26 protein-coding genes and 1 pseudogene are annotated in these 24,036 nt (G+C 71.0%); 5 read left to right on the top strand and 22 right to left on the bottom strand.

Annotation, left to right across the window (positions count from 1 at the left end; all coding sequences use genetic code 11):
* Positions 1 to 160: 160 nt before the first annotated feature.
* Positions 161 to 676, top strand: coding sequence for an SMI1/KNR4 family protein (locus ACZ7D7_RS12740; RefSeq protein WP_470824095.1), 516 nt, complete (start codon positions 161 to 163; stop codon positions 674 to 676).
* A 128-nt stretch (positions 677 to 804) separates the two neighbouring features.
* A pseudogene (locus tag ACZ7D7_RS12735) lies at positions 805 to 888 on the top strand (IS5/IS1182 family transposase); the annotation flags it as partial.
* Between the two features lie 65 nt (positions 889 to 953).
* Here the strand turns inward: ACZ7D7_RS12735 and ACZ7D7_RS12730 are convergent.
* From ACZ7D7_RS12730 to ACZ7D7_RS12710, 5 genes are all read right to left on the bottom strand, one after another.
* Positions 954 to 1,154 carry a DUF397 domain-containing protein gene (locus ACZ7D7_RS12730; protein ID WP_470824094.1) on the bottom strand — a complete coding sequence of 67 codons (201 nt, stop codon included), beginning with the start codon at positions 1,152 to 1,154 and terminating at the stop codon, positions 954 to 956.
* On the bottom strand, positions 1,078 to 1,986 hold the full coding sequence (locus ACZ7D7_RS12725; protein ID WP_470824093.1) for a helix-turn-helix domain-containing protein: 909 nt from the start codon (positions 1,984 to 1,986) through the stop codon (positions 1,078 to 1,080). The genes ACZ7D7_RS12730 and ACZ7D7_RS12725 overlap by 77 nt, the downstream gene beginning before the upstream one ends.
* Before the next feature lie 183 nt (positions 1,987 to 2,169).
* Positions 2,170 to 3,753, bottom strand: coding sequence for a TROVE domain-containing protein (locus ACZ7D7_RS12720; RefSeq protein ID WP_470824092.1), 1,584 nt, complete (start codon positions 3,751 to 3,753; stop codon positions 2,170 to 2,172).
* A gap of 429 nt (positions 3,754 to 4,182) precedes the next feature.
* The gene (locus ACZ7D7_RS12715) at positions 4,183 to 5,631 is read right to left on the bottom strand and encodes an alkaline phosphatase PhoX (protein ID WP_470824091.1); all 1,449 of its coding nucleotides are present in this window, start codon (positions 5,629 to 5,631) and stop codon (positions 4,183 to 4,185) included.
* A gap of 340 nt (positions 5,632 to 5,971) precedes the next feature.
* A complete protein-coding gene (locus ACZ7D7_RS12710; protein ID WP_470824090.1) occupies positions 5,972 to 7,399 on the bottom strand; it encodes a hypothetical protein in 1,428 nt (475 codons plus the stop codon).
* A 338-nt stretch (positions 7,400 to 7,737) separates the two neighbouring features.
* Here ACZ7D7_RS12710 and ACZ7D7_RS12705 point away from each other — a divergent pair, with 338 nt between their 5' ends.
* Entirely contained in the window at positions 7,738 to 9,549 is a 1,812-nt protein-coding gene (locus ACZ7D7_RS12705; protein ID WP_470824089.1) for an endonuclease/exonuclease/phosphatase family protein, read from the top strand.
* A 63-nt stretch (positions 9,550 to 9,612) separates the two neighbouring features.
* On the opposite strand, the gene ACZ7D7_RS12700 is transcribed toward ACZ7D7_RS12705, so the two are convergent.
* The 3 genes from ACZ7D7_RS12700 to ACZ7D7_RS12690 all read right to left on the bottom strand — a co-directional run bounded on the left by ACZ7D7_RS12700 (position 9,613) and on the right by ACZ7D7_RS12690 (position 11,528).
* Positions 9,613 to 10,317, bottom strand: coding sequence for an antibiotic biosynthesis monooxygenase (locus tag ACZ7D7_RS12700; protein WP_470824088.1), 705 nt, complete (start codon positions 10,315 to 10,317; stop codon positions 9,613 to 9,615).
* Positions 10,318 to 10,566: 249 nt separating this feature from the next.
* Positions 10,567 to 11,109 (bottom strand): DUF3618 domain-containing protein, encoded by a 543-nt coding sequence (locus ACZ7D7_RS12695; protein WP_470824087.1) that lies wholly within the window; start codon positions 11,107 to 11,109, stop codon positions 10,567 to 10,569.
* Positions 11,106 to 11,528, bottom strand: coding sequence for a phage holin family protein (locus ACZ7D7_RS12690; RefSeq protein ID WP_470824086.1), 423 nt, complete (start codon positions 11,526 to 11,528; stop codon positions 11,106 to 11,108). Before ACZ7D7_RS12690 ends, ACZ7D7_RS12695 begins: the two co-directional genes overlap by 4 nt.
* Positions 11,529 to 11,660: 132 nt before the next feature.
* Here ACZ7D7_RS12690 and dapA point away from each other — a divergent pair, with 132 nt between their 5' ends.
* Positions 11,661 to 12,587 (top strand): 4-hydroxy-tetrahydrodipicolinate synthase, encoded by a 927-nt coding sequence (dapA, locus tag ACZ7D7_RS12685; RefSeq protein ID WP_470824084.1) that lies wholly within the window; start codon positions 11,661 to 11,663, stop codon positions 12,585 to 12,587.
* Positions 12,588 to 12,623: 36 nt separating this feature from the next.
* Here dapA and ACZ7D7_RS12680 read toward each other — a convergent pair whose 3' ends face one another.
* The 3 genes from ACZ7D7_RS12680 to ACZ7D7_RS12670 form a co-directional block, all read right to left on the bottom strand.
* A complete protein-coding gene (locus ACZ7D7_RS12680) occupies positions 12,624 to 13,910 on the bottom strand; it encodes a WD40 repeat domain-containing protein (RefSeq protein ID WP_470824083.1) in 1,287 nt (428 codons plus the stop codon).
* On the bottom strand, positions 13,907 to 14,464 hold the full coding sequence (locus ACZ7D7_RS12675; protein ID WP_470824082.1) for a SigE family RNA polymerase sigma factor: 558 nt from the start codon (positions 14,462 to 14,464) through the stop codon (positions 13,907 to 13,909). Before ACZ7D7_RS12675 ends, ACZ7D7_RS12680 begins: the two co-directional genes overlap by 4 nt.
* A gap of 120 nt (positions 14,465 to 14,584) precedes the next feature.
* On the bottom strand, positions 14,585 to 14,815 hold the full coding sequence (locus tag ACZ7D7_RS12670) for a hypothetical protein (protein WP_470824081.1): 231 nt from the start codon (positions 14,813 to 14,815) through the stop codon (positions 14,585 to 14,587).
* A 176-nt stretch (positions 14,816 to 14,991) separates the two neighbouring features.
* On the opposite strand from ACZ7D7_RS12670, the gene ACZ7D7_RS12665 reads away from it, so the two are divergent.
* On the top strand, positions 14,992 to 15,213 hold the full coding sequence (locus ACZ7D7_RS12665; RefSeq protein ID WP_470824080.1) for a hypothetical protein: 222 nt from the start codon (positions 14,992 to 14,994) through the stop codon (positions 15,211 to 15,213).
* A gap of 100 nt (positions 15,214 to 15,313) precedes the next feature.
* On the opposite strand, the gene dapD is transcribed toward ACZ7D7_RS12665, so the two are convergent.
* The 11 genes from dapD to ACZ7D7_RS12610 all read right to left on the bottom strand — a co-directional run bounded on the left by dapD (position 15,314) and on the right by ACZ7D7_RS12610 (position 24,032).
* Entirely contained in the window at positions 15,314 to 16,303 is a 990-nt protein-coding gene (gene dapD, locus ACZ7D7_RS12660; RefSeq protein WP_470824079.1) for a 2,3,4,5-tetrahydropyridine-2,6-dicarboxylate N-succinyltransferase, read from the bottom strand.
* A 201-nt stretch (positions 16,304 to 16,504) separates the two neighbouring features.
* Complete coding sequence (locus tag ACZ7D7_RS12655; RefSeq protein ID WP_470824262.1) at positions 16,505 to 17,044, bottom strand: TetR/AcrR family transcriptional regulator; 540 nt, start codon at positions 17,042 to 17,044, stop codon at positions 16,505 to 16,507.
* The gene (locus ACZ7D7_RS12650; protein WP_470824261.1) at positions 17,041 to 17,361 is read right to left on the bottom strand and encodes a DMT family transporter; all 321 of its coding nucleotides are present in this window, start codon (positions 17,359 to 17,361) and stop codon (positions 17,041 to 17,043) included. The genes ACZ7D7_RS12655 and ACZ7D7_RS12650 overlap by 4 nt, the downstream gene beginning before the upstream one ends.
* A 115-nt stretch (positions 17,362 to 17,476) precedes the next feature.
* Positions 17,477 to 17,818: a metal-sulfur cluster assembly factor gene (locus ACZ7D7_RS12645; RefSeq protein WP_470824078.1), complete on the bottom strand. Its 342-nt coding sequence runs from the start codon at positions 17,816 to 17,818 to the stop codon at positions 17,477 to 17,479.
* A complete protein-coding gene (sufU, locus tag ACZ7D7_RS12640; RefSeq protein ID WP_470824077.1) occupies positions 17,815 to 18,282 on the bottom strand; it encodes a Fe-S cluster assembly sulfur transfer protein SufU in 468 nt (155 codons plus the stop codon). Before sufU ends, ACZ7D7_RS12645 begins: the two co-directional genes overlap by 4 nt.
* A 16-nt stretch (positions 18,283 to 18,298) precedes the next feature.
* Positions 18,299 to 19,555, bottom strand: coding sequence for a cysteine desulfurase (locus ACZ7D7_RS12635; protein WP_470824076.1), 1,257 nt, complete (start codon positions 19,553 to 19,555; stop codon positions 18,299 to 18,301).
* Positions 19,552 to 20,316: a Fe-S cluster assembly ATPase SufC gene (sufC, locus tag ACZ7D7_RS12630; protein WP_470824075.1), complete on the bottom strand. Its 765-nt coding sequence runs from the start codon at positions 20,314 to 20,316 to the stop codon at positions 19,552 to 19,554. The genes ACZ7D7_RS12635 and sufC overlap by 4 nt, the downstream gene beginning before the upstream one ends.
* Positions 20,317 to 20,323: 7 nt before the next feature.
* Positions 20,324 to 20,641, bottom strand: a complete 318-nt coding sequence (locus ACZ7D7_RS12625) for a non-heme iron oxygenase ferredoxin subunit (protein WP_470824074.1) — start codon at positions 20,639 to 20,641, stop codon at positions 20,324 to 20,326.
* Positions 20,638 to 21,822 carry a Fe-S cluster assembly protein SufD gene (gene sufD / locus ACZ7D7_RS12620; RefSeq protein WP_470824073.1) on the bottom strand — a complete coding sequence of 395 codons (1,185 nt, stop codon included), beginning with the start codon at positions 21,820 to 21,822 and terminating at the stop codon, positions 20,638 to 20,640. Before sufD ends, ACZ7D7_RS12625 begins: the two co-directional genes overlap by 4 nt.
* A gap of 57 nt (positions 21,823 to 21,879) precedes the next feature.
* The gene (sufB, locus tag ACZ7D7_RS12615) at positions 21,880 to 23,301 is read right to left on the bottom strand and encodes a Fe-S cluster assembly protein SufB (protein ID WP_470824072.1); all 1,422 of its coding nucleotides are present in this window, start codon (positions 23,299 to 23,301) and stop codon (positions 21,880 to 21,882) included.
* Positions 23,298 to 24,032: a helix-turn-helix transcriptional regulator gene (locus tag ACZ7D7_RS12610; protein ID WP_470824071.1), complete on the bottom strand. Its 735-nt coding sequence runs from the start codon at positions 24,030 to 24,032 to the stop codon at positions 23,298 to 23,300. Before ACZ7D7_RS12610 ends, sufB begins: the two co-directional genes overlap by 4 nt.
* Between the last annotated feature and the right edge of the window lie 4 nt (positions 24,033 to 24,036).

Below are 24,036 nucleotides of genomic sequence, written 5' to 3'. Positions count from 1 at the left end.
AAACACGGTGTACTACACCATCACAGCGACCTATCAGGGCAATAGCACAGAACCCACGCTGACGGGTTTTGCACAGGTCGTCGACGGAGCCGGTGGATCTCATCCGTGGCAGTACATTGCTGGCACCGGATGATGGCTGGAAAGGAATCAAATGGAATGGGTGCGTGAACTCGTCTCCCTCGTGGGCTGGAGCGAAGAGCGGCAGGAGATGGAGTGGGACGACGTCGAGCGCGAGCTCGGTACACCACTTCCCGCAGATTTCAAGGAGATCTGCGAGGTGTTCGGTAGAGGGAGCTTTTGCGGGTACCTGCGACTGCTCCTACCGGTCGACTCGTCGCATTCTGACAGTCTGGTCGGGAGATGGGATGCGCTCAAGAGTCGTGGAGATAGTCCGGCTGCGCGTTCCTTCGTCGATCCCTACTCAATCTTTGACGGCAGCGGCCTCATCTTCTGGGGTGTCTCCGTGACCGAAGCATCCTATTGCTGGCTGGCGGACGCATCGACGCCCCCCGAGCAGTGGCCCGTGGTTGCAAGGGTTGATCCGCTCGAAGAATGGCAGCGATTCGACATGACGGCTGCGGAGTTCGTTTATCGGGTGCTTGCCGATCTGGACTTCCGCCCCTTCTCGATCGCGAGAAAGATCGAACGTCCTTCTTTCGTAGCCAATCACAGATGAGCGCTCTAGGTTAAACCTCGAATGGGTGCGAGTTCTGCATTCATGGGGGCACTGTGAGCTTTGAGTCTCAACCTGCCGGTCCAGGAGCCCTGTTGTGATTTCCTATCCTGTCGCACTCGACCTGCCTTATGCCGGGCCGCGCTCACGACCTGTCCGCAGCACGCATCGCCGACCGCTCCTACATCGGCGCGGGCCCCTGGGTAACCACCGGATGACGGCCATCGCCGCCGCAGTCCTCACCCTGGCGAGGCAACGCTGAAAATGCTCGCCGTCGCCCTCACTTCAGAGACGTGACGAACCGAGCCCAGGCCCCGGCAGGGAACACCAGGGCCGGGCCCTCCGGGCGCTTGGAGTCGCGGACGGGTGTGACGCCGGGGATGTTGTCGCCGACCTCGACGCACTCACCGCCGGTTCCGCTGCTGTGGCTGCTCTTGCGCCACTGCACGGAGTTCGGGTCGAAGTTGCTGGTGGGCTTCATTCCGGTGCTCCTCCGCTGCTGCCTCGATCATGTCCAGGGACGCCTCTGGCGGCAGTGCGGCGGCCCTGAGTAGATCGTACGACTCGCGGTACTCCATCACATGGGGCGGATAGTCGATGACTTGACCGCTGTGCAGGCCCTCGGTGTACACCAACGGTGGCGCGTCGAAGAAGGTCATGATCCGCGTCAGCCCCATCATGAACGGATGAGCAGCCGCGGTTGCTGGGACGATCTGCAAGATGGTCCGTGTCCTCCTGACCACTTCGGCGATGTGGCCCAGCAGTTCGGCCATCCCCTCTGGTGGCAGCACCCGCCGCCGGATGACCGACTCGTCGAGAATGACCCAGAGCTTTGGAGGTGCCTCACTCTCGAAGATCGCCGCGCGGTTCAGCCGAGCCCTGACAACCGCCTCGACATCGGCATCCGAGGCTCGCGGCATCGCAGACCGAGCAATCGCATCTGCGTACTCCCTGGTCTGCAACAGGCCGGGAACCAACAACGGCGCCCAGTCCTCAATGGTCTGCGCCGACTTCTCCCACTCGGCGATATCCGCGAAGTGGGCGGCGATCCCCGCCCGCCGCGCCTTCGCCGCGTCCTGGCACCGCCGTTGGAAGAATCCGTCCGTGTCCAGCCGTTCGTCCACGTGCCTCGCCAGGTCCAGCGGCATGCCCCGCTCGCCGCGCTCGATCTGGCTCAGGAACGAGACGCCCCGGAAGCTGCCCTCCACCAACTGCTCCAGCGTCAGCCCCGCCTGCTCCCTCCGGTAGCGCAACTCCGCCCCGTAGAAGCAGGGCACGCTCACCGACGCATCCGGATCCTTCTTCGCGGGCACAACTCACCACCGCCGTTTCCCACTTGCCCGTGCGCACCCGAAACGCCTTCCACCGTACGCGGCGCGACGCCACGCTGTGAGCGTATCGTCACGGAACGCATTCGGGCACGCGAGCGGTGGGGGTGGCCTCCCGCAGGAGGGCACCCCCACCTCACGAGTCCCGCGGCCCCGCCGCCCCCAGGTTCAAGCCCCCCAAGGCCACTCCGCATCCCGCGCCCCCTCCAGCAGCGGGACCATGCGGAACGCCCCGTCCGTCAGGCCGCCGAAGGTGTGGCGGTTGCCGGTGCCCGACGGGCCGTGGGCCGCGCGGTAGCCCGCGAGGTTCCACGTGTAGACCGGGACGTTCCCCGGGACCTGCTCCGTCGGGTCGCCCAGGCGGTGCTGGGTGTACTGCTCGTCGGTGACGATCAGGACCCGGTCGTGGCGGCGGTAGTGGCGGCGCACCGCCTCCGTCGTGTTCGTGCCGCCCAGGTCGCCGAAGCGGTCCAGGATCTTCAGCACCGACTCGCCCCGCCGGAACCGCACCTCGTTGCTGCTGGTGCCGAACTCGACGAGGTCCGCCTTCGCCGCCCGCAGCGCGAGCGCCGTGCCGAAGATCGCCGCCGCGTCGGCCCGGTTGAGCTCCGAGCGGTCCGACAGGCGCGAGTAGAACATCGAGCCCGAGCGGTCCACCAGCACCAGCGTCCGGCCGGGCAGCGCGGGCACGTTGGCCAGCGAGTGCCCGAGCGCCCGCTCCAGCGCGTACGACCAGCGCAGCGACGGCGCGTGCTGGTACGCGGCGAGGTACCGGAACGGGAACTGCCGCGAACGCGCCACCTCCGCCGGGTCGGCGATCCGCGCCGCGACCCGCGCCGCGACCTCGTCCGAGACGCCGGCCTCGTCGAAGTTCCGCAGGTTGCGGACGAGCGCCATGGTGCCCATGGACGGGATGACGGCCTCCCAGGCCGCCTTGTCCATCGGGCCCTGGAGCCAGCCGGCCAGCGCCTCCCACGTCATCCCGGCCGCCGCCAGCCGCTCGGCGCCGCCGGGCGACGTGACGACCGCGCGCCGCTCCTCGACCGGCAGCGCCATCAGCTCCCGGTGTGCGGTCAGGACGCGGTCCGTCGCGGGCGGCTCCGCCGTCTCCGGGTGGTGCCGGCGGTCCAGCGCGTAGCGGAACAGCTCGCCCTGCCACGGCTTGTCCGGGTCCGGCGACGCGTGCACCAGGTTGAGGATGTCGCCGAAGCGGTAGCCCTTGGACGCGGTGTCGTACTTCAGGAGCGACTTGCCGCTGTAGAGGCGGCGCACGGCGTCGGCGATCCCGCGCTTGACCGGCTTCGGGACGGCACGGCCGTACGTCGCGGTCCAGTACGCGAGGAGTTCGCCGGGCTCGTCCGGGCGGCGGAGTACCGAGTCCACGACCTGCCGGTTCGACGGGCCGTCGGTCGCGCCCGCGTCGAGGCGCGCCTTCACGTACTCGGCGGCGCCCACGAGCGACGCGGTGCGCAGGTTGCCCTCGCCGCGCAGCCAGCCGAGCAGGCCGGCCGTCCACGCCGGGTCGGACACGGCAAGCTCGCGCACGAGCTTCGCGAACCGGTCGTCGCGGTCGGCGCCGGTCTCGTAGAAGGTCTGCTGCGAGACGAAGTTCGAGACGGCCAGGAGGAAGAGTTCCGAGCGGGCGTCCCGCTCGCGGCCCCGGCCGCCCTCGTAGGTGCGGAGCACGCGGCCCGTCGACGTCACCCGCGACACCGGCTGTGCCTTCGCCGCACGCGTGTTGAATCGCGCCATGGTGAATTCCCCCGAATTCATGAGTGGTTACGGAGGAAGGCGCAGCAAAAGGAAGGTGTCCGAGATCGAGGTCGGCGACGGGCTTTGTGTCGGATGCTCTACCCGGTTGAGCTACACCGACCCGAAGTCGGTGACGGGATTCGAACCCGCAACCCTCTGAACCAATGAAGTATCCGCTGCCTGCGCACCGGACACCCACCTTGAGCTGCGCCTCCCGAGATCAGTTCGGCGGCGGCGTGGATTCTGTGGAAGAGAAGTAGCCGCCGCCCTCGCACCGGGAGGTGCTTGGCGTTCTGAACTCAACTGTAGGAGGCGCAGCTCGGGCGGTGCGAATGAATTACCGGCGGTCCGGCAGGACCATCGGCTCCGGCAGGGCCAACAGCTCCGGCAGGACCATCGGCTTCGGCGGGACCTTCCGCTCCGGCAGGGCTATCGGCGCTGCCGCTTCCAGGGGCCCGTGATGGCGAGCAGGATGCCCGGGTCCTGGATGTTCGCGAACAGGGTGCGGCCGTCGGGCGAGAAGGTGACGCCGGCGAACTCGCTGTATTCCGGCTCCTCTTCGGTGCCGACGTTCAGGTCGTTGCGGGCGATGGGGTACGTCCGGCCGCTCTCGGTGGCGCCGAAGAGGTGCGAGACGCCCTCGCCGTCCTCGGCGAGGATCAGGCCGCCGTACGGGGAGACCGTGATGTTGTCCGGGCCGTCGAAGGCACCGTCGCGCGACGGGTCGGGGTTCACGCCGAGCAGCACCTTGAGGGTGAGCGTGCGGCGCCTCGGGTCGTAGAACCAGACCTGGCCGTCGTGCGCCGTGCCGGGGCTCTCCTCACGGGCGTAGGAGGACACGAGGTACGCGCCGCCGTCGCCCCACCACATGCCCTCCAGCTTGCGGGCGCGGGTGATCTCGCCGGCCGCGAACTGCTTGCGGACGGGGATCTCCCTGGCGTCGCGGTCGGGTACGTCCTCCCAGTCGACGCCGTACACGGTGCCGATCTTCGTGGCGCGGGACAGGTCGTCCACGAACTTGCCGCCCGAGTCGTAGCACCGGGGGGCCTGGAGGCGGCCGGCGTCGTCGGCGAGGGCGCGGAACTTCCCGGGGCCGTACTCGAAGCCTTCCGGCGGGGTCCAGCGGAAGAAGAGGCCGTTGGGGTTGGACGCGTCCTCGGTGAGGTAGGCGTGGCCGCGCTTGGGGTCGATGACGACGGCCTCGTGGTCGTAACGGCCGAAGAACTTCAGCGGCTTGGGGTCGCGGTTGGCGCGCCGGTCGACGGGGTCGACCTCGAAGACGTAGCCGTGGTCCTTGGTCATGCCGTTGACGCCGGCCTTGTCGGAGTTCTCCTCGCAGGTCAGCCAGGTGCCCCACGGGGTGCTGCCGCCCGCGCAGTTGGTGGAGGTGCCGGCGATGCCGACCCACTCGGCGACGCGTCCGTCGGGGCGCACCTCGACGACGGTGCAGCCGCCGGACGCGGCCGGGTCGTAGACGAGGCCCTTGGTGAGCGGCACGGGGTGCTCCCACCGGTCGCGCGGGCCCTTCAGCTCGTGGTTGTTGACGAGGAGGGTGGTGCCGCGCGGGCCGGCGAAGGTGGCGGTGCCGTCGTGGTTGGAGGGGGTGAACTCGCCGGACTCCAGCTTGGTGCGGCCGCTGTACGTGAGGATGCGGTACGTGAACCCGGCGGGCAGGGCGAGGATGCCGTCGGGGTCGGGGATCAGCGGTCCGTAGCCGACCCCGCCGTGGGTGTCCGCCGACGCGTCGCCGACGCTCTCGGTGTCGGTGCTGGCGAGGGCGCCCGGGGCGGAGGCGAGGGCGCCGACGCTGCCCGCCAGCGCGACACCGGCCCCGGTGATCGCGGAGGTTCTGGCGAAGTCCCTGCGGGTGAGCGACATGGAGTCTCCTGTGACGGTGGGTGCCGTGGAGGGCGGCGGACCTCGTTCGGCGTCACGTTCCCGCCCACGCCTGAACACCGCCTGAACGCGCGGCGACGCCACAGGGCTCCGTTCGGTGAACCGCCGGACCCCGGCACGCCCCGCCGCTCCCGGACGCCGGCGCGCCACGCCCCTCGCCGGGCCCCGGTGGCGCCACGCCCCCGCCGGACCCCGGCACGCCCCGCCCTGCCGGACCCCGGTGGCGCCACGCTCCCCGTCTGACCCCCGTGGCGCCCCGCCCCCGGCGGACCCCGGTGGCGCCGCGCCCCCCGTCTGACCCCCGTGGCGCCCCGCCCGCCCTCTACCCCCCGTGCTGCGACCGCGCCTTGAACGCCGCCTTGCGGGCCTCCTTCGCGACGCGCTTGTCCGGGTGGAGGCGGCCCATGGCCTCCAGGACGTCCGCCGTCGCCGGGTGGTCCACCCGCCAGACCGCTTCGAAGAAGCCGCCGTGCTGCTGGGCGAGCCCCTGGACGAGGTCCCGCAGTTCCTCGGAGTTGCCCTCGGCGGCGAGCTGCGCGGCGAGGGTGTCGATGGTCAGCCAGTAGACCATCGCCTCCGAGGGCGGCGGCACGTCGGCCGCGCCCTGCTCGGTGAGCCACACCCGGGCGAGCCCGCCCAGCTCGGCGTCGTCGAGGACCTCCCGCAGCGCCGGTTCGGCCGTGCCGCCCACCAGGGACAGCGCCTGCTGGCAGCGCAGCCTGCGCAGCGGCGCCCCGGTGTCCGAGCCGCGTGCCGCCGCCAGCAACTCCCGCGCGGCGGCGAGGGGTTCGCGGCGCGCGAGCCACTGCTCCGTCTCGGCCTGGGCCGCTGCGGGACCGAACGCCGACGTCCCGTCGAGCAGCGCGTCGGCGCCCTTGTCCGCGAGTTCGCCGACGGCCGGCGCCTCGAACCCGGCCTCCATCAGCCGCGCCCGCAGCCCGTACCGCCCGAGGGGCGTCAGCCGCACCATGCCGTAGCGGGCGACGTCGGTGTCGTCCACGGGCGCGGCCGGTTCCTCCTCGGCGTCGGACATCAGCGCCTCGTCCACCGGCCGGTACTCCACGAGCCCGACGGGCTCCAGCATCCGGAACTGGTCGTCCAGCCGCATCATGGCGTCGGACACCTGCTGCAGCACGTCGTTGGAGGGTTCCGTCATGTCGCCGGGGACGATCACCGAGGCGGCCAGCGCGGGCAGCGGGACGGGTCCCTCGCCGGGGCCGTCCTCGCTGACGCTCATCAGGTAGAGGTTGCCGAGCACGCCGTCGAGGAACTCCGCCTCGGCCTCCGGGTCCCAGCCGAGGGCCGACAGGTCGACCTCGCCGCCCCGGTCGACGGCCTCGACCAGCCCGTCGAGGTCGGGCACGCTCGCGTCGGCGAGCACCGTCTCCAGGGCGGTGAGCCACACCCCGAGCACGTCGTGCGGGGAGCCGCCGGTGAGCAGCGCCAGGTCGGCGCCGGCCGCGACGGTGCCCTCCTCCTCGTCGGTGATCTCCACGAGCCCGGTGTCCACGGCGACCCGCCACGCCTCGCTCGCGTCGGCCGCCGCGTCGTCCCCGCTCAGCCCGAGCGCCTCGGCCGCGGCCGGAAGCTGCTCGTCCACGAGGCCGCCCCCGGCGTCGACCCTGGTGTCCGGCCCGGCCCAGCGGGCGATCCGTGCCGCCCGCGACAGCAGGGGCGTGGACAGCGCGTCGCGCGCCAGCTCCGCTTCGGGGTGCAGCCGCACCGGCGGGAGGGGGGAGCTGTCTGACATCGGCGGGTTCTCCTAGGACGCGGGGGTCGTGCGACTCGGACGGGTGTCGTGCAACTCGGACGGGTGTCGTGCGACTCGGACGCGGGTGTCGTGCGAGTCAGCCGCTCAGCCTAGACGGATTTCCACCGATGCCGCCCGGTTCATCTCCTCGTCGGTCTCCGTACATGGCCGAAACCTTGACAAGTGGGGTGACCAGGCTGGAGATTGACGCGCGTAGAAGTCGGGGGACAGCTGTTCACCGACCGCTACGCGCGTCGCACCGCCCCATCCGGTCACGCTCCCCGCGTTTCTCATCCGCCCTCGTCCCGGCGCATCGTCATGTCCCCGGAGGGATCCCGTTGCCGAGCAAGTCGTCCGCGCGCCTCGCCGCGCTCACCGTCGCCGCCGTGTGTTCCGCGGCGTCCACCGTCGTCCTCATATCCCCGGCGCACGCCGACACCGTGCGCGTCCACGACATCCAGGGCACCACCCGGACGTCCCCGTACGTCGGCAAGCAGGTCACGGACGTGACCGGCATCGTCACCGGCGTGCGCACCTACGGTTCCCGCGGTTTCTGGATCCAGGACCCGAACCCGGACGCCGACCCGGCCACCAGTGAGGGCCTGTTCGTCTTCACCAGTTCCACCCCGAAGGTGGCCGTCGGCGACGCGGTCACCCTGTCCGGCACGGTCACGGAGTACGTCCCCGGCGGCGTCTCCTCCGGCAACCAGTCGCTGACGCAGATCTCCCGGCCCACGATCACCGTCGTGTCCTCCGGCAACGCGCTCCCGGCCCCGGCGGTCGTCGACGCCGACGCGGTGCCGGACGCGTACACCCCGGAGCCGAACGGCTCGATCAACGCGCTGCCGCTGGAGCCCGCCACGTACGCCCTGGACTTCTACGAGTCCCTGGAGGGCATGAACATCCGGGTCGCCGACGCCCGCGTGGTCGGCGCCACCGACCCGTACACCGAGCTGTGGGTCACGGTGAAGCCGGACGAGAACGCCAACCGCCGCGGCGGCACGGTGTACGGCTCGTACGCCTCCCAGAACACCGGCCGTCTCCAGATCCAGTCCCTCGGCCGCCCCGCCGACTTCCCGGACGCGAACGTCGGCGACACCCTCGCCGGCCCGACGACGGGCCCGCTGGACTACAACCAGTACGGCGGCTACACCCTGGTCGCCAGTGAGCTCGGCACCCTCGAGAGCGCCGGTCTGCAGCGCGAGACCACCCGCAAGCAGCGCGCGGGCGAGCTCGCCGTGGCGACGTACAACGTCGAGAACCTCGACCCGTCCGACGACACGTTCGGCGCCCACGCGGACGCGATCGTGAACAACCTGAAGTCGCCCGACATCGTGTCCCTGGAGGAGATCCAGGACAACAACGGCGCCACGAACGACGGCACGGTGGCCGCCGACCTGACGGTGACGAAGCTGATCGACGCGATCGTCGCGGCGGGCGGCCCGCGCTACGACTGGCGCGGCATCGACCCGGCCGACGGCACGGACGGCGGCCAGCCGGGCGGCAACATCCGCCAGGTGTTCCTGTTCAACCCGGAGCGGGTGTCGTTCGCGGACCGCGCGGGCGGCGACGCCACCACGCCCGTCGGCGTCACCGAGAAGAACGGCCGGGCGGCCCTCACGGTCTCCCCCGGCCGCATCGACCCGGCGGGCGCGGCCTGGGAGGACAGCCGCAAGCCGCTGGCCGGCGAGTTCGTCTTCCGCGGGCGGCCCGTCATCGTGATCGCCAACCACTTCAGCTCCAAGGGCAGCGACCAGGGCCTGACCTCGCAGTACCAGCCGCCGGTGCGCAGCTCGGAGACCCAGCGCCACCTCCAGGCCGCCTCCGTGAACGCCTTCGTCAAGGACGTCCTCGACGTCCAGAAGAACGCGGCCGTGATCGCCCTCGGCGACATCAACGACTTCGAGTTCTCCGAGACGACGAAGATCCTCGAGCGGGACAGCGCGCTGTGGTCGGCGATCAAGTCGCTGCCCCGCGGCGAGCGGTACAGCTACACGTACCAGGGCAACAGCCAGACGCTCGACCAGATCCTGATCAGCCCGGCGATCCGGCGCGGCTGCGACTTCGAGTACGACAGCGTGCACATCAACGCCGAGTTCCACGACCAGATCAGCGACCACGACCCGCAGGTGCTGCGCTTCCATCCGTGACCGCGATGTGCCCCGGGGCCACGGTCCGGCCCCGGGGCACACGCTTGTCCCGGTGGGCTCCGCTCAGACGGGTACGAGTCCGACCGCGTGGTCGTAGCGGGTGACCGTGCTGCTCTTCAACCCCGGCCAGTTCTGCACCCGTTGCCACTGCTCGGTGGCGGCGCCGATGCCGTCCCCCGGCGCGGCCAGCGCGTCGATGTGGGCCTGCGCGCTCTCCCACTCCGCGTAGTTGAGGACCCGGGTGCCGTCGGTGGTGAGGTGGAAGTGGGCGGCGATGCCGCCGGGGTGCGGACTCGGGTCGCCGTCCAGCGCCTCCAGGACGGCGTCGACCCAGGCGCGCTGCCGCTCCGGGTCGGGCCCCTCGAACTCGACGTCGACGACCACGACGCAGCCGGGCACGCGTCCGCCCCGGTCCGGGGCGCCGGCGCTGCGGTAGTGCCGGAACCGGCCGAGGCCGAGGCGCTCGATGCCGGGCACGGCGGTGTCGATCTCGTCGTTGCGTTCCTGCCGGTGGGTCTTCACGAAGGCCTCGTACGCCTGCTCGCTGCGCCACTGCGAGTAGTGCATCAGCGTGGAGCCGTCGTGGCCCGTGTAGAGGTGGTAGCCGAGCAGGTCGGCGGCCGGCCAGGGCCTGCGCTCCCAGGTGGCGGCCACCGCCTCGACGGCCTGCCGCTGCCGCTCGGGCGTGCCGAGGCGCCAGGTGCTGAAGAAGGGGGCGCCGATCCGGGGGTCGGCGGGGTCGGGATGCGTGTCGGTGCGTCGCGTCATGCCGGCCACGTTCGGCCCTCAAGTGAGGTTGAGGTCAAGTCGCGGGGTTGGCAGGGCACGCGCGGGGCCGCGGGGGGGGCAGACGTGAGCGACTCCGGTCGAGTGGCCTCGACCGGAGTCGCCGTCCGACTCGCGGGCGCGGTCGCAGGCGCCGCGCGGCCGTCCGCGGAGACGGCCGACGCGCCCGCGCCGTACGACTTTCGCGGGCGCGGGCGCCGCGCGGCCGTCCGCGGGGACGGCCGACGCCGCTCAATACCGCCAGTGCCGGCGTCGCGCCAGGAGCCCGCCCACGACCGCCGCGCCGAGCACGGCGCCGGCCAGCATCACCGGCCTCGGGTGTCGCATCGCCAAGCCGGCGACGCTGCCGACCGGCCCCGGTGGGCGGCTCAGCTCCCGCCTGGCGTGCGCGGCCCTGGCCTTGGCCACCTGCCCGGCCTCGGTGGCGCCGCCCCGCACGGCGTGGCCGGCCTCGCCCGCCCTGCCGTGCGCCGTGTGGCCCGCCCCGGTGACCCGGCCCTGCACGGCGTGTCCCGCCTTCGCCGCCTTGCCCTGCACGGTGTGACCGGCCTTGCTGGCCCGGCCCTGCACGGCGTGGCCCGCCTGCGCGGCGGAGCTGCGCAGTTGGACGGTCATCGCGCCGGCCTTGTCCCGCAGGTCGGCCGCCCGGGCCCGGGCGCGGCCCTTCACGTCCGTCTTGCCCGCCAGCTCCTCGACGGTGTTGCCGAGTTGCCTGCGCGTGCGTTCGATCTGCTGCCTCAGCTCCTCTGGCCCCTTGGCCCCGGCAGGCGTCATCGGTGTGCCCTTTCCCTGATCTCCTCGACGTCGGCCCTGACGCTGCCGAGGGTCGCCTCGGGCGTGGGCGGTGTGGCGCGGCGCAACTGGGCGCGCCCCAACGCGGCCAGCACGCCGGCGATCACGAACAGCACCGCCGTCACGATGAGCGCCGCGGCCCAGACCGGCAGTACCAGTGCGAGTGCGGCGATGCCCGTGGCGGACAGGGCGAGCAGTCCCGCATAGGCGAAGGCGCCCGCGCCGCCGAGCATTCCGCCGCCCTTGCCGGCGCGTTTGCCCTTCTCGGCCAGTTCCATCTTGGCGAGGGCCATCTCCTGGCGTACGAGCTGGGAGAGCTGTTCGGTGGCCTGTCCGACGAGTTCGCCCACGGAGTGGTGCTCGTCGCGCACGGGGCGTCCGGTGTCCATGGTCCCGGTCACGTTCCGCCTCCTCTCGGTTCCGGACGGCCCGGGTACCCCTCCCGTCCACAACCGAACACGTAAGCACTACTGAGAGGTATCCCGTAGAAGAATTAAGTAGAGCTTCACTGTCGGCGCGCCGAGACTACTCCCATGACGACGCCCACGGCCACGCCCACCCCGCCATCCGCCGCCCCGCCCTTCGGCCGCCTGCTGTGCGCCATGGTCACGCCCTTCACGGAGTCGGGGGCGCTGGACCTCGACGGCGCCCGGCGGCTTGCCGTACGGCTGGTGGACGAGGGCTGCGACGGGCTCGTGCTGTCGGGCACGACCGGCGAGTCGCCGACCACGACGGACGCCGAGAAGGCGGCGCTGGTGAGGGCCGTCCGCGACGCGGTGGGCGACCGCGCGCACATCGTCGCGGGCGTGGGCACCTCCGACACCCGGCACGCCGTGGAGCTGGCCCGGGACGCCGAGAAGGCGGGCGCGGACGGCGTGCTGGTGGTCACGCCGTACTACAGCAGGCCGCCGCAGGCCGACGTCGAGGCGCACTTCCGGGAGGTCGCGGACGCGTCCGGGCTGCCGCTGATGCTGTACGACATCCCCGGCCGCACCGGCACCCGCGTCGAGCCCGCGACGATGCTGCGGCTCGCCGGGCATCCGCGCATCGTGGCGGTCAAGGACTGCGCGTACGACCTGCTGGGCACCCAGAAGGTCCTGGCGCGCACGGAGTTGGCGTACTACACGGGCTGCGACGAGTACACGCTCGCCCAGTACGCGAACGGCGGCGCGGGCTGCGTGAGCACGGTGGCGAATGTGGCGCCGCGTCACTTCCGCGCGATCCTCGACGCGTTCGACGCGGGCCGCACGGCCGACGCGGCCCGGCTCCAGCGACAGGCCGCGGAACTCGTCGAGTTGATGATGGCGGCGGGCCTGCCCGGCACGGTCACCGTGAAGGCCCTGCTCGGCGAGCTGGGCCTTCCGGCGGGCCCGCCCCGCCGGCCGCTCGGGCCCGCCGACCGGGAGACGGCCGACGGGCTGCGGGAGGCGTACGAGCGGCTGCTCGCGGCCTCGGCCTGACCGCACACGGCGGTGGGCGAACCCGCGCGGGGGCGGTCAGCGCAGCGCGAAGACGGGCTCCCAGCCGTGCCGCTCGAAGGACGTGTCCTGTTCCCTGACACCGCTCAGCGGTACGACCTTGTCACTGCCGATCGTGACCAGCACGAGCCGGGGCCGGTAGCCCTCGTCCAAAGGCGTGACCCGCTCCCACGCGACGAGCCGGTCGTCGTCGGCCCAGGCGAGCAGTTCGGCCCCGCGCACCTTGGTGATCTCCTTGCCGGTGCGGGGGTCGCGGATCGAGGAGTACGACTTGCCGGGCGCCACCTCCTTCGACAGCCCCCACGCCGCGAGGGAGCCGTCCGGGGACAGCCGGGCGCCGACGTCGGAGCGCAGGTGCCGTTCGTTCGCGGGAGCGGCGATCTCGTTGCCGGCGAGGTCGTAGAACTGCGACAACCCGTCCCGCTCGCCGACGACCTGGCAGTACACCGTGCGCCCGTCGTGGCCGAAGGCGAAGTCCTGGCCGTTGTAGACGCCTTCGCCGGAGGGGACGGGGGCCCAGTCGGCCCTGCCGGAGGCCACGTCGACGACGGTGAAGCCGGTACGGGTGGCAGGGCCGACCGGAGGCATCCAGCCGGTCACCTCGCTGCCCTCCACCCACTGGAGTTCGTCGGGACGGCCCGTGTAGGTCGTCGCGACGAGCTTCGTGCCGTCCTCCGAGAACGCGAGGGCACCGACGCCCCGGTCGACCGGGATCCACCGCTTCACCTCACCGCTCGCCAGGTCGAGCAGACCGATCCGCCGGGCGGGCAGCTCCTGCTCCAGCACGGCGGCGGTGCGCAGGCCGGGGGCCACGGCGACCCGGGACCACCGGGTGTCCTTCTCGTACCGGCCGCTCCTCGGGTCGAGGAGCCAGTAGGTGCGCACGGTGACCGCCCGCTTCGGGTCCTCCGCCCGCTCGGGGTCCTCCGACTTCGGGTCTTCCGTCTTCGGGTCCTCCGTCCTCGGGTCCTCCTTCAGCGGCACGGTCAGGCCCGTCCAGTACGCGGCGAGGGCCACCCGCCCGGCCGCGATCATGTCGCGCGGCGGCGACTGGTCGGGGTGGGCGCCGATGCCGTCGGGTTCCACGACGCCCGCGGGCCGCACGGGCTCGTCGCCCGAGTCCGGCGTCGGCACCCCTACGGCGACGGCGACGACGGCGGCCGTGGCGGCGGCGATCGACGCGAGACGCCGGCCGCGGCGGCGCCGGCGGGCGGCCAGCACCCGGTCGGCGAACCCGGGCCCGGCCGGCGTCTGTTCGCCGGCCTGCTCGCGCAGCGTGTCACGCAGAAGCTCCTCGACGTTCACGGCCGCACCTCCACGGGCGAGTAGTCACGGGACGGGGGTCCGGCGGGAAACTCCGTTCCGAGGGCGGCCAGTTCGGGCGCGAGGGCGCGCAGCCGGGCCAGGGAACGGTGGGTGGTGGACCGTACGGTGCCCACGGAGCAGCCGAGCAGCCGGGCCACGTCGGCCTCCGGCAGGTCCTCGAAATAGCGCAGCACCAGCACGGTGCGCTGCCGCGCGGTCAGCCGGGCCAGCGCGCCGCGCAGCACCAGGCGCAGGTCGGCGGCGGCGGTGCCGTCGGAGCCGGCGCCGTCCTCGGGCGGCTCGGCGACGCTGAACTCCCTCCGGGGCCACTTGAGCCGCCAGCGGCTGACCTGCTGCCGGTAGAGGATCTGCCGTACGTACGCCTCGGGTTCGTCGATGCGGTTCCAGCGTCCGGCCGCCTTGATCAGGGCGTTCTGCAGGAGATCCTCGCCGGCGTGCCGGTCGCCACCGGTCAGCAGGACCGCCGTCCTCAGCAACGCGGACGACCGGTTCGCCACGAACTGCCGGAAACTCTCCTGTGCCTCGGCATCCATCGTCACCTTCTCTTCTCCGGGCGAGCCTGGTGCCCGCCCCCTGCGCCTCCTTGAGACGCGCGTGGGGAGGGCGGGCTATGCCACCGCGGCACGGAAAGAACCCGGAGGCCGAGGCGGCCGTCAGCTCCAGGTGTGCCGGCCGCCCACCAACAGCAGATGTTCCAGCACGTCCTCCATCGGGTCGTCGACCTGCCCCATGTTGACCAGCCCGAACCGGTGCCCGTTGTGCGACCCGGCGTTGTTCTCGTCGGCGTGCGCGGCCCCAGTCGGCCAGCAGCACACCGCCACCGCCGCCAGAGCCAGCACCCCGGCGGACCGCCGCAGCGCGGTCCGTGTCCGCTCGTTCGTCACAGTCGTTCCCCTCGTTGTCCTGTGGTGCGCCTGGTTCATCAGCGCGGAGAGGGGCGAGGTCACGCGGGACAACCCGTACGTGATCCCGTGGGACGGACGTTGCCGTCGGCATCTGTGTTCAACCAGACGCGGGACCGCCGCACCGAACGGGCCGCGCGCGGCGCATACTGGGGGCAATGACAAAGCCTCCTGCGCTCCACCGCCATCTGCCCACCAGCCCCTTCAAAGCCCGGGTCGCCCCGGCCTCCAAGGACTTCGCCCTCGGCGACCAGGTGACACACGACATGTACGGCCTCGGCCGGGTGATCGGCATCGAGGACGGGATCGCGGCCCTCGTGGATTTCGGCTCGGCCCAGCAGCGGATCCTGAGCCCGTACTCCAAGATGACCAAGCTGTAAGGCGACACGACCGACCCACACATCACACACGAGCGCCCTCCCGGAACCGGCCGTTCACGGACCGGTGGGAGGGCGCTCGTCGAACGACCGCGCGCGCTGGTCAGTTGTGGCTGTGCAGAACGTCGTTCAGACCGCCCCACACCGCGTTGTTCGGGCGGGCCTCGACGGCGCCGGTGACCGAGTTGCGGCGGAACAGGATGTTCGAGGCGCCGGAGAGTTCGCGGGCTTTGACGATCTGGCCGTCGGGCATCGTGACGCGCGTGCCCGCGGTGACGTAGAGGCCGGCCTCGACCACGCACTCGTCGCCCAGCGCGATGCCGACGCCCGCCTCGGCGCCGATCAGGCAGCGCTCGCCGATGGAGATGATGACGTTGCCGCCGCCGGACAGCGTCCCCATGGTGGAGGCGCCGCCGCCGATGTCCGAGCCGTCGCCGATGACGACGCCCGCGGAGATGCGGCCCTCGACCATCGACGTGCCGAGCGTGCCGGCGTTGAAGTTGACGAAGCCCTCGTGCATGACCGTGGTGCCCTCGGCGAGGTGCGCGCCCAGGCGGACCCGGTCGGCGTCGGCGATGCGGACGCCCTTCGGGGCGACGTAGTCCGTCATGCGCGGGAACTTGTCGACCGAGGTCACCTGGAGGTGCAGGCCCTCCGCGCGGGCGTTCAGGCGGACCCGCTCCAGGTCGTCCACGGCGACCGGGCCGAGGGAGGTCCAGGCGACGTTGGCGAGGTGGCCGAAGATGCCGTCCAGGCTCTGGCCGTGCGGCTTGACCAGGCGGTGCGACAGCAGGTGCAGGCGCAGGTAGACGTCGTGGGCGTCGAGCGGCTTCTCGGCGATCGAGGAGATGACCGTGCGGACCGCGACCACCTCGACGCCGCGGCGGGCGTCCGGGCCGATCGCCTTGGCGGCGCCCTCGCCGAGCAGCTCCACGGCACGCTCGGCCGACAGCCGCTCGGTGCCGGCGGGACCGGCCTCCGCGACGAGCTCGGGCGCGGGGAACCAGGTGTCGAGGACGGTGCCGTCGGCGGCGATCGTGGCGAGGCCGGCGGCAACGGCGCCGGTGGTGCGAGGTGCAGTCGTGTCGGTCATAGGGGAAACCTAACGTGACGGGCGTCGGAGGTGCGAACCGGTGCCCCACCCGTCTCACGCTCCGGTCCGGGGCCCACCCGCAGCCCCGACCGCCCGCTCAGGCCAACCCCTCCCACGCGACCACTCACGCCGGCACCCACCCCCCACACCTCCCACGCGACCCCTCACGCCGGCACCCGCCCCCACACCTCCCGCGACCCCTCACGCCAGCACCCGCCTCAGCACCTCCCGCGCGTACCCCTCGTCGTACGGCACCCCCGTCAGCAGCGCCTGGAGGCAGATGCCGTCCACGACGGCGACCAGCGCGCGGGCCGTGACGGGGTCGGTGCGGCGGGCCAGCAGGGCGGCGAGGTCGCGCGACCACTCGGCGGCGACCGGGCGCAGGGCCGGGCGGCGCAGGGCCGCGAGGTAGAGCTCGTACTCCAGCTCCACGCCGGTGCGGTCGCCGGCGAGCCACTCCCCCATCAGGCCCGCCAGTTCGCCGGCCAGGTCGGTGCCGGGGTCGGCCAGGCCGCCGCGGGAGGCGACGACCTTCGCGAAGCCCTCGTTGGCCTGCCGCAGCGCGGCGACCATCAGCTCGTCGAGCGTCGCGAAGTGGTACGTGGTCGAGCCCAGCGGGACGTCCGCCTCGGCGGCGACCGAGCGGTGGCTCAGCCCGGCGAGGCCTTTGGCGCCCACGACCCGGATCGCCGCGTCGATGATCCTCCGGCGCCGCTCGGGGTCGTACCGGCGGGGCCTCAGTGCGCGCCGCCCATGTTCAGCACCACGACGCCGACGATGATCAGCGCCATCCCGGCGGCCTTGGCGGCGGTCATCCCCTCACCGAGGAAGACAATGCCGATCGTGGCGATCGCGGCCGTCCCGACGCCGGACCAGATCGCGTAGGCCGTGCCGACGGAGACGGTCTTCAGCGTCTGCGCGAGGAGGGCGAAGGAGACGAGGTACCCGAACGCGGTCAGCAGCGAAGGCCAGAGCCTGCTGAACCCGTCGCTGTACTTCATCGCGGTCGTGGCGCCGACCTCGGCGGCGATGGCCCCGGCGAGCAGCAGGTATCCCATGCGGACGAGCGTACCCAGCATGTGTACGGGCGTACATATCCGGGCCGTGCGCGCGGGCAGCACGAAGGCCCAGGTCCGGACGGACCTGGGCCTTCGGGAACCACGAGGTGGGGGCTCAGACGTTGAACCCCAGCGCCCGCAACTGCTCGCGGCCGTCGTCCGTGATCTTGTCCGGGCCCCACGGCGGCATCCAGACCCAGTTGATGCGCAGCTCGCTGACCAGGCCGTCCGTCGCGGACTTGGCCTGGTCCTCGATGACGTCGGTCAGCGGACAGGCCGCCGAGGTCAGGGTCATGTCGATGGTCGCGATGTTGGCGTCGTCGACGTGAATGCCGTAGATCAGGCCGAGATTGACGACGTCGATGCCCAGCTCGGGGTCGACGACGTCCATCAGGGCCTCGCGGAGTTCCTCCTCGGAGGCCGGCTTCATCTCCACGGTGTCGGTCGTCTCGCTCATGCCGTCTTCCTTTCGGCGTCGGCTCCGCCCAGCACCTGGGCCGTCGCGTCCTTCCACGCCATCCAGCTCAGGAGGGCGCACTTCACCCGCGCCGGGTACTTGGAGACCCCGGCGAACGCGACCGCGTCCTCCAGGACCTCCTCCATCGCGTCGTCGGGCTCGATCCGGCCCTTGGACTGCATCAGCTCCAGGAAGGTCTCCTGGATCTTCTGCGCCTCGGCCAGGTCCTTGCCGACCAGCAGGTCGTTCAGCACGGACGCGCTCGCCTGGCTGATCGAACAGCCCTGGCCCTCGTACGAGACGTCCTTGACGGTCGTGCCGTCGTACTTCACGCGGAGCGTGATCTCGTCACCGCACGTCGGGTTGACGTGATGCACCTCGGCGTCGCCGTCCCGCAAGCCCCGCCCGTGCGGGTTCTTGTAGTGGTCCAGGATGACTTCCTGGTACATCGAATCCAGCTTCACGATTCCCGCCAGCCCCTCAGCCGAAGAAGTTCCGTACGTGCTCCAGGCCGTCGACGAGCGCGTCGATCTCCGCCGGCGTGGAGTACAGATAGAACGACGCTCGCGTGGTCGCAGGAATTCCGTACCTGAGGCAGACGGGCCGGGCGCAGTGGTGTCCGACCCGTACCGCGATGCCCTGCTCGTCGAGGACCTGGCCCACGTCGTGCGGGTGGATGTCCCCGAGGGTGAAGCTGATCGCCGCCCCGCGGTCCTCGGCCGTCGTCGGGCCGATGATGCGCAGGTCGGGGACCTCCAGCAGCCGCTTCACGGCGTACTCGGTGAGGGCCTGCTCGTGGGCGAGGATCTTGTCCATGCCGATCGACTCGAGGTAGTCGATCGCCGCGCCCATGCCGACCGCCTGCGCGATCGGCGGGGTGCCCGCCTCGAACTTGTGCGGGGCGGGGGCGTACGTCGACGAGTGCATCGACACGGTCTCGATCATCTCGCCGCCGCCGAGGAACGGCGGGAGGTCTTCCAGCAGTTCCTGGCGGCCCCACAGCACGCCGATGCCGGTCGGGCCGCACATCTTGTGGCCGGTGAAGGCCACGAAGTCGGCCTGGAGGGCCTGCACGTCCAGCGGCATGTGCGGCGCGGCCTGGGAGGCGTCGACGCAGACCAGCGCGCCGACCTCCTGTGCGCGGCGCACGATGGCCTCGACCGGGTTGTGCGTGCCGAGGATGTTGGACACCAGCACGAAGGAGACGATCTTCGTCTTCTCGGTGATGACCTCCTCGATGTTCGACAGGTCGAGGCGGCCGTCGTCGGTGAGGCCGAACCACTTCAGCTTCGCGCCCGTGCGCTGCGCGAGCAGCTGCCACGGCACGATGTTGGAGTGGTGCTCCATCTCCGTGATGACGATCTCGGTCTCGTGGTCCACGCGGTAGGGCTCGTCGGCCCAGCCCAGCATGTTGGCCACGAGGTTGAGCGACTCCGAGGCGTTCTTGGTGAAGATCACCTCGTCGCGCGAAGGCGCGTTGATGAACTCCGCGACCTTGTCGCGCGCGCCCTCGTACAGCGCCGTGGCCTCCTCGGCGAGCACATGCACACCGCGGTGGACGTTGGCGTTGTAGCGCTCGTAGTACTCACTGAGTGCGTCCAGCACCTGGCGCGGCTTCTGGCTGGTCGCCGCGTTGTCCAGGTACACGAGCTTCTGGCCGTCGTGGACCTGGCGGTCCAGGATGGGGAAGTCCTTGCGGATCGCCTCGGTGTCGAGGAGGCCCGGCAGCTGTGTCACGCGGATGCGCCACCCTTCGTGTATGCCTCGTAGCCCTCTTCCTCCAGCTTGTCGGCGAGCTCGGCGCCGCCGGACTCGACGATGCGGCCGCCGGAGAAGACGTGCACGTGGTCGGGCTTGATGTAGCGCAGGATGCGCGTGTAGTGCGTGATCAGCAGGGTGCCGACCTCGCCGGTCTCGCGGACCCGGTTGACGCCCTCGGAGACGACGCGCAGGGCGTCGACGTCCAGGCCGGAGTCGGTCTCGTCGAGGATCGCGATCTTCGGCTTGAGGAGCTCCAGCTGGAGGATCTCGTGGCGCTTCTTCTCACCGCCGGAGAAGCCCTCGTTGACGTTGCGCTCGGCGAAGGCGGGGTCCATGTTGAGGCGCTCCATGGCCTCCTTGACCTCCTTCACCCAGGTGCGCAGCTTGGGGGCCTCGCCGCGGATGGCGGTGGCGGAGGTGCGCAGGAAGTTGGAGACGGAGACGCCGGGGACCTCGACCGGGTACTGCATGGCGAGGAACAGGCCGGCGCGGGCGCGCTCGTCGACGGACATCTCCAGGACGTCCTCGCCGTCGAGGGTGACGGTGCCGCCGGTGATCGTGTACTTGGGGTGACCCGCGAGGGAGTAGGCGAGGGTCGACTTGCCGGAGCCGTTGGGGCCCATGATGGCGTGCGTCTCGCCCTGCTTCACGGTGAGGTCGACACCCTTGAGGATTTCCTTCGTGCCGTTCTCGACCTCGACGGTGACGTGCAGGTCTCGGATTTCAAGCGTTGCCATGGGTGCCTCAGGACTCCTGGGTGAGGGAGACGAGCACGTCGTCCCCTTCGATCTTTACGGGGTATACGGGGACGGGGCGCGTCGCCGGAAGGCTGTCGGGCTTGCCGGAACGGAGGTCGAAGCGCGAGCCGTGCAGCCAGCACTCGATGTGGCAGTCATCGACCTCGCCCTCGGAGAGCGACACGTTCGCGTGCGAGCAGATGTCGTGGATCGCGAACACCTCGCCCTCCGTCTGCACGATGGACAGGGGCGTGCCGTCGAGTTCCACCCGCTTCGGGGTGTCCTCCTCCAGCTCGCCCACTGCACAGACGCGTACGAAGGTCATGCGACCGCGGCCTCCAGCTCCTCCTCGATCTTGCCGATCAGGCGCTCCTCGATGTCGGGGACACCGATCTGCTGGACCAGTTCGGCGAAGAAGCCGCGGACCACCAGTCGGCGGGCGTCGTGCTCCGTGATGCCGCGGGCCATCAGGTAGAACAGCTGCTCGTCGTCGAAGCGACCGGTCGCGGAGGCGTGGCCGGCGCCGACGATCTCGCCGGTCTCGATCTCGAGGTTGGGCACGGAGTCGACGCGGGCGCCGTCGGTCAGCACGAGGTTGCGGTTCATCTCGTACGTGTCGGTGCCCTCGGCGGCGGCCTCGATGAGGACGTCGCCGATCCAGACGGCGTGGGCGTCGTCGCCCTGGAGGGCGCCCTTGTAGACGACGTTGGACTTGCAGTGCGGGACGTTGTGGTCGACCAGGAGGCGGTGCTCCTGGTGCTGGCCCCGGTCCGTGAAGTACAGGCCGAACAGCTCGGCCTCGCCGCCGGGACCGGCGTACGTCACGCGCGGGTGGAGGCGGACGACGTCGCCGCCGAAGGTGACGACGACCGACTTGAAGGAGGCGTCGCGGCCGACGAGGGTGTTGTGCTGGCCCACGTGCACGGCCTTGTCGTCCCAGTCCTGGACGGAGACGACGGTGAGCTTGGCGCCGTCGCCGAGGACGTAGTCGACGTTGGCGGCGAGCACGGCGTCGCCGGTGTGGTCGATGACGACCACGGCCTCGGCGAACGCGCCCAGCTCGACGACCTGGTGGCCGTAGGCGACGCCGCCCTCGCCGTGCACCGCGATGCGGATCGGCTCGGTGAGGACGGTCTCCTTCGGCACGGTCACGACCGAGGCCTTCTCGAAGGCGGAGTACGCCTGGGCGGCGACGCGGTCCGCGGGGGTGCCGGCCCTGCCGAGCCGCGCGTCGTCGCGGCCGACGGTCTCGACGGTGACGCCCTCGGGGGCCTGGATGTCGACCTTCACGCCGGTGCCGGTGGCGACGGCGGTGCCGTCATGCAGGCCGCGCAGGCGCTCCAGCGGGGTGAACCGCCATTCCTCCTCGCGGCCGTGCGGGACCGGGAAGTCCGCCACGTCGAAGGACGGGGGCGCGCTCATGCGCGTGGCGACGGTCGACTCGGCGGCGACCGCGATCGAGCCGGCGGTCGTGGAACCGACCGGGATGTTCTGAGCCTCAGCCATGGCTGTCGTTGTGCTCTCTTTCCTACGTAAGTGGCGTGATGGGACGGCGCGCGGGCGTCAGCCCACCGAGCCTTCCATCTGCAGCTCGATCAGCCGGTTGAGCTCCAGCGCGTACTCCATCGGCAGCTCCTTCGCGATGGGCTCGACGAAGCCGCGCACGATCATGGCCATCGCCTCGAACTCGCTCAGACCGCGGCTCATCAGGTAGAAGAGCTGGTCCTCGGAGACCTTGGAGACGGTGGCCTCGTGGCCCATGGACACGTCGTCCTCGCGGACGTCCACGTAGGGGTACGTGTCGGAGCGGGAGATGGTGTCGACGAGCAGCGCGTCGCACAGCACGTTCGACTTGGAGCCGTGGGCGCCCTCGCCGATCTCGACGAGACCGCGGTAGGAGGTGCGGCCGCCACCGCGCGCCACGGACTTCGAGACGATGTTGGAGGACGTGTTCGGCGCCATGTGGACCATCTTGGATCCGGCGTCCTGGTGCTGGCCCTCGCCCGCGAAGGCGATGGACAGGGTCTCGCCCTTGGCGTGCTCGCCCATCAGGTAGACGGCCGGGTACTTCATCGTCACCTTGGAGCCGATGTTGCCGTCGATCCACTCCATGGTCGCGCCCTCGTACGCCACGGCGCGCTTGGTGACCAGGTTGTAGACGTTGTTCGACCAGTTCTGGATGGTCGTGTACCGGCAGCGGGCGTTCTTCTTGACGATGATCTCGACGACGGCGCTGTGCAGCGAGTCCGACTTGTAGATCGGCGCCGTGCAGCCCTCGACGTAGTGCACATAGGCACCCTCGTCGACGATGATCAGGGTCCGCTCGAACTGGCCCATGTTCTCCGTGTTGATGCGGAAGTAGGCCTGGAGCGGGATCTCGACGTGCACGCCCTTCGGCACGTAGATGAAGGAACCGCCGGACCACACGGCCGTGTTGAGCGCGGCGAACTTGTTGTCACCGGCGGGGATGACGGTGCCGAAGTACTCCTTGAAGAGCTCCGGGTGCTCCTTCAGCGCGGTGTCGGTGTCGAGGAAGATGACGCCCTGCTCCTCCAGGTCCTCGCGGATCTGGTGGTAGACGACCTCGGACTCGTACTGGGCGGCGACACCGGCGACGAGGCGCTGCTTCTCCGCCTCCGGGATGCCGAGCTTGTCGTACGTGTTCTTGATGTCCTCGGGCAGTTCCTCCCAGGAAGCGGCCTGCTTCTCGGTGGAGCGCACGAAGTACTTGATGTTGTCGAAGTCGATGCCCGACAGGTCGGAACCCCAGTTCGGCATGGGCTTCTTCTCGAACAGCTTGAGGCCCTTGAGGCGGAGCTTGGTCATCCACTCCGGCTCGGACTTCTTGCCGGAGATGTCCCGGACGACGTCCTCGTTCAGGCCGCGACGCGCCGACGCACCGGCCTCGTCCCGGTCGGCCCAGCCGTATTCGTACTTGCCCAGGCCCTCGAGTTCGGGGTGAGCAGTCTCCGTGGGGAGAGTCATGCGGGGTTCCTCCCGGCCGTGCTTGCAGATGCGTTAGCGGAAATCTTGGGGATGAACGTCGTGCAGACGCCGTCGCCGTGCGCGATGGTCGCGAGCCGCTGCACATGCGTACCGAGCAGCTCGGCGAAAAATTCCGTCTCGGCCTCGCACAGCTGAGGGAATTGCTCCGCGACGTGGGCGACCGGGCAGTGGTGCTGGCACAGCTGCTCCCCCACGGGCGCCTTGCGCGCGGTGGCAGCGTACCCGTCGGCGCTCAGTGCCTTGGCCAGGGCTTCGGTGCGCTTGTCCGGGTCGGCGTCCTTCACGGCCTCGCGGTAGGCGCTCGCCTGGGCGGCGATCCTGGCGCGGGCGAAGGCGGCGACCGCTTCCTGCCCGCCCTCGCGCTCGGCGATCCATCGCAGCGCGTCCGCGGCCAGCGTGTCGTACGACTGGTCGAAGGCGTCGCGGCCGCAGTCGGTCAGCGCGAACACCTTGGCCGGCCGGCCGCGCGTGCGCGTCCCGTAGACCCGCTGTTCACGTGCTTCGACGACGTCGTCGGCGACCAGGGCGTCCAGGTGGCGCCGCACGGCGGCCTGGGTGAGTCCCAGGCGTCCCGCGAGTTCGGCGACGGTGGACGGGCCGTGGTCCAGGATGGACCGCGCGACTCGGTTGCGCGTCGAGCGCTCCCCGGTCGCCAGCTCCTCCTGGGGGGTCCCCGTGGGGGTCACCCGAGCCTCACCGACGTTTTTCACAACG

It is taken from the genome of Streptomyces sp. NPDC037054 (assembly GCF_055606745.1).
Note: the sequence above shows the minus strand (reverse complement) of the source record. Positions and strands in the feature narration are given on the sequence as shown.